General features: G+C 36.6%; 3 protein-coding genes and 2 rRNA genes (1 of these 5 only partly in view). 4 read left to right on the top strand and 1 reads right to left on the bottom strand.

All coding sequences use genetic code 11. From position 1 onward, the window contains the following. The 4 genes from LMD38_RS24530 to LMD38_RS24515 all read left to right on the top strand — a co-directional run. A 23S ribosomal RNA gene (locus LMD38_RS24530) occupies window positions 1–798 on the top strand; it begins 2,125 nt to the left of the window's first position. A 48-nt stretch (window positions 799–846) separates the two neighbouring features. Continuing rightward, window positions 847–962 (top strand): 5S ribosomal RNA (rrf, locus tag LMD38_RS24525). 912 nt (window positions 963–1,874) lie between these two features. Continuing rightward, entirely contained in the window at window positions 1,875–2,579 is a 705-nt protein-coding gene (gene cuyB, locus LMD38_RS24520) for a cysteate racemase (RefSeq protein ID WP_001190087.1), read from the top strand. Window positions 2,580–2,703: 124 nt separating this feature from the next. Then, window positions 2,704–3,573, top strand: a complete 870-nt coding sequence (locus tag LMD38_RS24515) for a LysR family transcriptional regulator (protein WP_001019591.1) — start codon at window positions 2,704–2,706, stop codon at window positions 3,571–3,573. A gap of 707 nt (window positions 3,574–4,280) precedes the next feature. On the opposite strand, the gene LMD38_RS28755 is transcribed toward LMD38_RS24515, so the two are convergent. After that, a complete protein-coding gene (locus LMD38_RS28755; protein ID WP_324251912.1) occupies window positions 4,281–4,421 on the bottom strand; it encodes an undecaprenyl-diphosphate phosphatase in 141 nt (46 codons plus the stop codon). Window positions 4,422–5,000: the final 579 nt, after the last annotated feature.

Raw genomic sequence — 5,000 nt, 5'->3', positions numbered from 1 at the left:
TACAGTTTGTACAGGATAGGCGGGAGCCTTTGAAACCGGAGCGCTAGCTTCGGTGGAGGCGCTGGTGGGATACCGCCCTGACTGTATTGAAATTCTAACCTACGGGTCTTATCGACCCGGGAGACAGTGTCAGGTGGGCAGTTTGACTGGGGCGGTCGCCTCCTAAAGTGTAACGGAGGCGCCCAAAGGTTCCCTCAGAATGGTTGGAAATCATTCGTAGAGTGCAAAGGCATAAGGGAGCTTGACTGCGAGACCTACAAGTCGAGCAGGGACGAAAGTCGGGCTTAGTGATCCGGTGGTTCCGCATGGAAGGGCCATCGCTCAACGGATAAAAGCTACCCCGGGGATAACAGGCTTATCTCCCCCAAGAGTCCACATCGACGGGGAGGTTTGGCACCTCGATGTCGGCTCATCGCATCCTGGGGCTGTAGTCGGTCCCAAGGGTTGGGCTGTTCGCCCATTAAAGCGGTACGCGAGCTGGGTTCAGAACGTCGTGAGACAGTTCGGTCCCTATCCGTCGTGGGCGTAGGAAATTTGAGAGGAGCTGTCCTTAGTACGAGAGGACCGGGATGGACGCACCGCTGGTGTACCAGTTGTTCTGCCAAGGGCATAGCTGGGTAGCTATGTGCGGAAGGGATAAGTGCTGAAAGCATCTAAGCATGAAGCCCCCCTCAAGATGAGATTTCCCATAGCGTAAGCTAGTAAGATCCCTGAAAGATGATCAGGTTGATAGGTTCGAGGTGGAAGCATGGTGACATGTGGAGCTGACGAATACTAATAGATCGAGGACTTAACCATATAATATGAAGCAATGTTATCTAGTTTTGAAGGAATATGCCTTCATAGTTTGGTGATGATGGCAGAGAGGTCACACCCGTTCCCATACCGAACACGGAAGTTAAGCTCTCTAGCGCCGATGGTAGTTGGGACCTTGTCCCTGTGAGAGTAGGACGTCGCCAAGCAAGCTTAAGACGAGTCAGAATGACTCGTCTTTTTTGTGTTTTATAAAATAAGTTCGTGATTAATATAGTACTCTATGAGTACATTCATCTAGCAGGAAACAGCTTTATGGGCACTTTCTCCTAGTAATCGCATATTTGTCTGCGATGCTCTATATGAACACGAGGTGTACTGTAATCTTCTTTTAGAGCAATTCAGTGAGAATATCGCTACATCTAATGTACTGCATAGTTGAGTGAGAGTGGCAAGATGCGATGTCTCGAATAAGCCAGGCAGATAGTGAGACAATGAAATATCTTTTCCGAACTTATGAGGGATTTTAAGAGATAAATTACGGTACAATCCTTGAGCAAAGAGTTGCAATTGCTCGTATAATAAAACATCCCCCAAAACGCCTCCTTATCAATGATTTTACTAAAAGGATAGCGTTTTTTTCGTTATATAGGAGATGTGTATTCAAATTAACCTGATAGGCATGTGAAAGGATTCCTTGAATCGAATTCGTGTTCCTAAGACAACAGGACCTTGGCATTTTTCGTATTACCAAGATGTACTTTATAGTCATGAACAGACGCGGTAAATGAGTCGATTGCAGTTTTTTGTATATTAGTTAGAATCGAATTTAATAATTTTAATACTGGACCAGGCCGAAGGGGGATTTGCCTGTAACCCACCAATCAGAATTAGATGAAATTCTTTTTGGCTGTACGTATCGATAAGCTTTCTACTCGTATACCAGTTATTAACCAGCATATATACTGGCCCATTACTTGTTAGATATTAAAATTCTTTTATATATTAGTTATCAATACATATTTTCTATTGTTGTATAGATTCCTTCTATAATTCATCTCTTAAAAAAGAACTTATAATGAAGTCAATCATTCAAAATATGTTTAAAAGTGGTGAATAAAATGCAAAGAGTTGTTGGGATTATTGGGGGCATGGGACCTTTGGCGACTGTTGATTTAATGAATAAAATTATTTCTTACACACCTGCAATGAAAGACCAAGACCATATCCATATCATTGCGGACAACTATTCTCAAATACCTGATCGGACAACGGCTATTTTGGGAAAGGGAATAGATCCGACCCCTTACATTGTACAATCAGCCCAGCGACTGCAAAACGCTGGTGCAGATTTTCTTGTTATTGCGTGTAATACCGCTCATTTTTTCTATAAAGCAGTTAAAAGGTCTGTTAATATTCCAATCTTGCATATGCCTTTAGAAACGGCTCGTTTTGTGCAAGAAAATAATTTTAGAAAGGTAGGTTTGTTGGCTACGGATGGGACGGTTAAGGCAGAACTATACCAAAACAGTTGTCAAGATTACAGGATTGATGTCATTGATCCTGATAAAGAAATGCAAAAAAAAGTGATGGAAGGAATATATGCTATTAAAAGTGGGGATTTAAAAACAGGGTGTTTACATCTTTCGATGGTTGCTGATAAATTGAAAGAGAGCGGGGCTGAGGCTATTATAGCAGGTTGTACAGAGGTTCCTCTTGTATTGAAATCATCCGAAAATATTTGTGTCATTGATCCAACAGAAATTGTGGCAAAAGTGGTTATTAAAATAGCTAATAAAACAGAGACAGAACTAATAAAAGTGTGATTTAGAAGTTAAGAATGTGGCAGAAGTGTTGCATTCTTATTTTATGGATGTTTGATGCATATGCTTTTACGTGTACATGTTATAGTTAATTATAATAGGGAGCTAAAGTAAGGAGTGTTTAGACATGAATATCGAAAATATTGAAGCTTTTATATATGTTTGTCAACTTGGTAGTTTCAATAAAGCTGCCGAAGCTCTTTATTTAACCCAACCTTCTGTAACAGCACGTATCCAATCACTTGAACGTGAAATTAATATAAAGCTTTTTCATCGAAATGGTAATAAAATCTCTTTAACCGAAAAAGGAGAGTATTTTTTCCCACATGCACAAAAAATTTTGCAATCTTACCAGGAAGCTAAGTATGGTTTGCAACAAGTAACAATTCCGTATGACTTGGTAATTGGGAGTGCTTTATCAATATCTAATAATATCCTCCCTGAAATTTTACCTGGTTTTAAATCTGAATTTAAGGATGTTAGAATAAAAATTGTAACTGGTCATTCACAAGACATCCTACAGAAGGTTATTAATAAAGAAGTTGACTTTGGCATCGTACGAACAGAAACACATCCTCAAGTAGAATCAATTCGTCTTTATAATGACCCTATCGGCCTTTTTGTACCTCGAAATCATATATTTTTAAAAGAAGAAAAAGTAACAATAGAACATGTAAGTAAACAACCTCTTATCTTCTTTGATTATGGATCAATGGATTGGCTCATGATTCATCGGCTATTTTCAAGTAATGACGTAAGCCCGAATATATTTTTAGAAGTAGATAATATGGAAACAGCGAAAAATTTAGTGATACAAGGGATGGGCATTAGCTTTTTACCTGAACATTGTGTCAAACAAGAATTAGAAAATGGAGAATTGATCCGAGTGGAAATGACGCCTCCGGTGAAAATTAATATTAGTATTGATTTTATCTATTTAAAAGGCAGACCAAAATCTGTTTTTATTGACTTTTTAAAAGAGAAGATGTGTAAATAAAACAAACTGATTGGTATATCAATCAGTTTGTTTTTGTTATGGAGTTGATAGGTATAGGATGTTTTATGTGTATTGGTTTCTTATTATTATGTATTCTTAGGTTCTTAGATAGAAAAAATTAATTTATGATTTTGTATATATGTCCAAACGGAAGATATATAAATTAATTAAAATATGTAGTAGTACTAGAAACAATGTTTGTTAGTAACTTAATCCGCTCTTCTAGCGATAAAATGTGAATATAGATATAGGATAAACATTCTTAAATGCTATGAGAAGTGATACAACGCGAGGAGGGAACGAATGTTCTTTGTGGGTACGTTGAGTACACTCAATCGATTGAGGTACGTATTTTTAATCCGGTACATGTGTTTAAAAAAGAAATACTATTACTCGGTTTAGATTTCGGAGTATAACTTATTTGTACATCTTAAGTGTTTGTTGAGAGGATATAGTGGCTATTATCAGAGGTTTATTACCACTCAGTAATACCGAATGGATGATACTAAAGATGAAAGAGATATAAGGTCTATATTTCGATTTGAATATCGGTTTAATAGTATGTGGTTTATAGGAATCTATAGAGAGATTCCTGCTGCTAGCATTGCTACTATAAAAGAGAGGATGAATTTTATCGTAAACATAGAAATATCATCGATGCTTAAATATCTTTAACTTTTTCATAAGCTTAAGGCTATAAATCCAGTTCAAGCTATTACAGGAAGAATAATGAAAAAAGAGAAATCAGACGCAGTTTTATAATTTACTTTCATTAATAAGGACACAAGAACAGTAGAATTAGCTCTAGAGGAGTCAGGATATATTGCTAAGCATTGAAATAATCCAATTGTTAATGCTAGACGAGGATTGTTTCTATCCTTTTTACTTCTGCAAATATTATAAGAATTGTTCCAGCTACAAGTTTAATCATGATAGTATATGTCTGAAATAAGTATGTTTTAGTAACATCATGTAGTAGTAAATCAGTGTTAAGAGCAGTGAACCTTCTAGGTGGCCTGAATAATAATTACTTATAATAAAGCCAATGCGTGATACAGGCATATTTAGTAGATGTATTAGTGTGTTTCTATATATTTACGAGTAAACAGATAAACAACTATTACTTCATATGGGGAGAAATCTATAACTAGAGTAGTACATGAGTTTATTATGGATTTTTGTATCGTTGTCTGTTATAAGAATATGTATATCTTCAATTGCTTCTAATAGAGTGCGTGATAAACAAAGAGGTACTAAGGAGTGTAGTAACTTTTTAATTACATACTAGTAGTTATTAAAATAAAGTTGTTAGTTTCGCTGGGGAAAACGTCCGTATAAATTAAATCTAGGGTTAATCTAACTTAAATATATTTTGGAAGTAGAAACTAAGAAGGAGTAGAAGGGAGTTTTCTGGTAATGTAATCTTT

It is taken from the genome of Bacillus pacificus, from assembly GCF_020861345.1.
GTDB lineage: Bacteria > Bacillota > Bacilli > Bacillales > Bacillaceae_G > Bacillus_A > Bacillus_A pacificus.
Note: the sequence above shows the minus strand (reverse complement) of the source record. Positions and strands in the feature narration are given on the sequence as shown.

Excerpts from the sequence above, each read along its gene's own strand:
- cuyB (WP_001190087.1), top strand. The coding sequence starts at position 1,875 with ATGCAAAGAGTTGTTGGGATTATTGGGGGCATGGGACCTTTGGCGACT.
- LMD38_RS24515 (WP_001019591.1), top strand. The coding sequence starts at position 2,704 with ATGAATATCGAAAATATTGAAGCTTTTATATATGTTTGTCAACTTGGT.